3 protein-coding genes are annotated in these 3,331 nt (G+C 74.5%); 2 read left to right on the forward strand and 1 reads right to left on the reverse strand.

The window, feature by feature from the left end:
* Positions 1-187: 187 nt before the first annotated feature.
* Positions 188-1,099, reverse strand: a complete 912-nt coding sequence (gene ligD / locus AAHZ94_RS31120) for a non-homologous end-joining DNA ligase (protein WP_349997064.1) — start codon at positions 1,097-1,099, stop codon at positions 188-190.
* Between the two features lie 300 nt (positions 1,100-1,399).
* Between ligD and AAHZ94_RS31125 the strand changes: the two genes are divergently transcribed.
* Together AAHZ94_RS31125 and AAHZ94_RS31130 are read left to right on the forward strand one after the other, a co-directional pair.
* Positions 1,400-1,870, forward strand: coding sequence for a cation:proton antiporter regulatory subunit (locus AAHZ94_RS31125; protein WP_349997065.1), 471 nt, complete (start codon positions 1,400-1,402; stop codon positions 1,868-1,870).
* A 5-nt stretch (positions 1,871-1,875) separates the two neighbouring features.
* Entirely contained in the window at positions 1,876-3,195 is a 1,320-nt protein-coding gene (locus tag AAHZ94_RS31130; RefSeq protein WP_349997066.1) for a cation:proton antiporter, read from the forward strand.
* The last annotated feature ends 136 nt before the right edge of the window (positions 3,196-3,331 follow it).

The raw sequence follows: 3,331 nt of genomic DNA on the forward strand, positions 1-3,331 counted from the left end.
CCCCCCCGGGGGGCGGGGGGGCCCCCCCCCCCCCCCCCCCCCCCCCCCCCCCCGGCCCCCCCCCCCGGGGCGCGGGCGGGGGGGGGGGCGGGGCCGCGTATGGGGGAGCCCCGCCCGAGGCGGGGCCGCGTACCAGGAAACGGTGTCCAGGGAACCTGTGTGAGGGGACGGGCCCCGGCGCCGCCGGCTACGCGTCCGGTAGCCGGCCGCGCCCGGTGGTGGCGGTGAGTGGGGCGAGTGGATCGGCGTCCCGTTCGGCGATGCGCCGCACCACCTCCTCCGGGCCGAAGTCCACGTCGGCCGGGTGCCGGCAGGCGGCGACCTCCGACCAGTCGAGCGGCGTCGCGACCCCGGGGCGCTCGCGCACCCGCAGCGTGTACGGGGCGGCCGTGGTCTTCGCCGAGTTGTTCTGTGACCAGTCGATGAACACCTTGCGGTGCCGGGCGGCCCGCGCCATGGTGGCGGTCGCGAGTTCCGGCAATTCCCCGCGCATCCGGCCCGCGAGCCGTCGGGCGTAGTCCACCGCCGCGTCGGCCGAAGTGGGCCGCCCCGGCACGTAGAGGTGCAGCCCCTTGGAACCGGAGGTCACCGCACACACCGTCAGGCCGTCCGCGGCGAGCGCCGTGCGCAGCGCGAGCGCCACCCGGCAGCAGTGTGTGACGGCGGCGCCCGGGCCCGGATCGAGGTCGACGACGACCCGGTCGTGCACCGCGGGCCCGGTCGAGGCCCGCCACTGCGGCACGTGCACCTCGTACGCCCCGAGGTTGGCCATCGCCACCAGCGCCGCGGTCGAGTCGACGACCACGTGCGGCGCCGGCCCCTCCTTGCTCGGCACCCGGGTGACGGTGACCCAGTCGGGCGCCCCGGGCGGCGGGTTCTTCGCGTACCAGCGCTCGCCGCCCACCCCGTCCGGGGCCCGGACGAAGGAGGCCGCGCGGTCGGTGGTGTGCGGCACCAGCAGGTCGGCCACGCGGGCGTAGTAGTGGAGCAACTCCGCCTTGGTGTGGCCCGATGCGGGGAAGAGCGTCTTGCGCAGGTGGGTCAGGGCCAGTCGGTGGCCCGCCACCTCAACGGACTGCCGGTCGGCGGCTGCGGACATGGGGTGGACCATGCCACGCGGGCCCGTGAACTATGCCGATCGCGCAGGTGAACGCAGCCGATGGCGGGTGGTCCTGGCACGGCGGCGGCCGAATCGGCCCGATGGTTCCGGTGTGAGGCCAACCGCCGTGCCCACGGGGCCGATACGCGGCCGGGGCGCCGGGCGGATCGAGCGGCCCGGGGCCCGTGGCGGGCCGGAATATACCGCGGCCAGGGCCGGAACCCGACGTTCCAAGCGCCACCCTTGGTCATATAACGTTAAAGAAAATTGCTCTGATCACGTGCGTCCCGGGAGGCAACCATGGGCACACGGCGTACAACGCTGCCCGGTGTAGGTACCCAGTACGACTTCACCACACATGCGGGACAGCACCTGTCCGTCGTCGTCCACCAGGACGGCCGCCGATTCATCGGCTTCTACTCCAAGGACGACCCCGACTCCTGCCAGATGTCGATCCCCCTTTCGCCGGAGGAGGCGACGGCCGTCGCCCACCTGATCGACCCGGCGCCCATCGAGGCGGTCCGTACCGACGGCATCGACCTGGTCACCGAGCACATCCCGGTGGGCAGCAGGTCGCCGTACGCGGGTCGGCTGCTCGGTGAGACCGGTGCCAGGACCCGCACCGGGGCCTCCATCGTCGCGGTGTTGCGGCGCAACAGCGCGCACCCCTCGCCCGGCCCCGACTTCCGGTTCGCCATCGGCGACACCCTCGTCGCGGTCGGCACCAGAGAGGGCGTGGACGCCCTCACCGCCATCATCACGGAGGGCTGACCCACGTGCACGACACCACCACGCTTCTCATCGAGCTCGGGGCCGTCATCCTCGGGCTCGGTCTCATCGGCCGGTTGGCACTGCGCTTCGGCCTCTCTCCCATACCCCTCTACCTGCTGGCCGGACTCGCCTTCGGCCAGGGCGGCCTCCTCCCGCTGAAGGCCAGTGAGGAGTTCGTCGGGGTCGGCGCCGAGATCGGCGTCATCCTGCTGTTGCTCCTGCTGGGACTTGAGTACAGCGCCTCCGAACTCGTCACCAGCCTGAAGACGCAGTACCCGTCGGGCGCGGTCGACTTCGCGCTCAACGCCATTCCGGGCGCCGTGGCCGCCCTGCTGCTCGGCTGGGGCCCGGTCGGCGCCGTCGCCCTCGCCGGCGTCACCTGGATCTCCTCATCCGGGGTCATCGCCAAGGTCCTCACCGACCTGGGACGACTCGGCAACCGGGAGACACCGGTCGTCCTGAGCCTGCTGGTCATCGAGGACCTGTCGATGGCCGTCTACCTGCCGCTGCTCACCGCGCTGGTGGCCGGCGCCGGGCTGGCCGGCGGCAGCGTGACCCTGCTGATCGCGCTCGGCACCGTCGGCATCGTGCTCTACCTCGCGCTCCGGCACGGCCGGCTGATCAGCCGCGCCGTCTCGTCGGACAACCCCGAGATGCTGCTGCTCGTCGTCCTCGGCCTCACCCTGCTGGTCGCCGGTGTCGCGCAGGAGCTCCAGGTGTCGGCCGCGGTCGGCGCGTTCCTGGTGGGCATCGCGCTCTCGGGCGAGGTGGCCGAGGGTGCGGAGCGGCTGCTGACGCCCCTGCGCGACCTGTTCGCCGCCGTCTTCTTCGTCTTCTTCGGCCTGTCGACCGACCCGACCGAGATCCCCCCGGTGCTGGTGCCGGCGCTGCTGCTCGCCGCCGTCACCACCGTCTCCAAGATCGGCACCGGCTGGTACGCGGCCCGGCGCGCCGGCATCGGCCCGCGCGGTCGGTTGCGGGCCGGTGGCGTGCTGGTGGCCCGCGGCGAGTTCTCCATCGTGATCGCCGGCCTCGCCGTCAGTACGGAGCCCAGGATCGGGCCGATCGCCACCGCGTACGTCCTCATCCTGGTCATCGTCGGCCCGCTCGCCGCCCGCTACACCGAGCCCGCCGTGCGGAGGCTGGGCGAGTGGCGTTCGGCCAAGTCCGCCGCGCGGGGCACGGGGGCCAAGGCGCCGGTCGACGACGGTGCGCCGGCCGGTGACCTCGCGTCGAACGAGTCCGCGGCGGGCGCCGCGGACTCCGGTCCGCAGCCGCGGGACGCCGCGGCGCAGGAGGACCAGCCGGGTCTGCCCTCGCACTGACCCGGCGCCCGCGCCACCGCTGCCGGTGGGAGCGGGCGACACGGCCCCCGGCCCCCCCCCCGGGGGGCGGGCCCCGCCGGGGGCGCCCCATGCGCCCCCCCGGCCCCCCCCGGCCCCGCGCGCCCGGGGGTGGCCC

Source organism: Streptomyces sp. HSW2009 (assembly GCF_040240285.1).
In the GTDB taxonomy this organism is placed as follows: Bacteria; Actinomycetota; Actinomycetes; order Streptomycetales; family Streptomycetaceae; genus Streptomyces.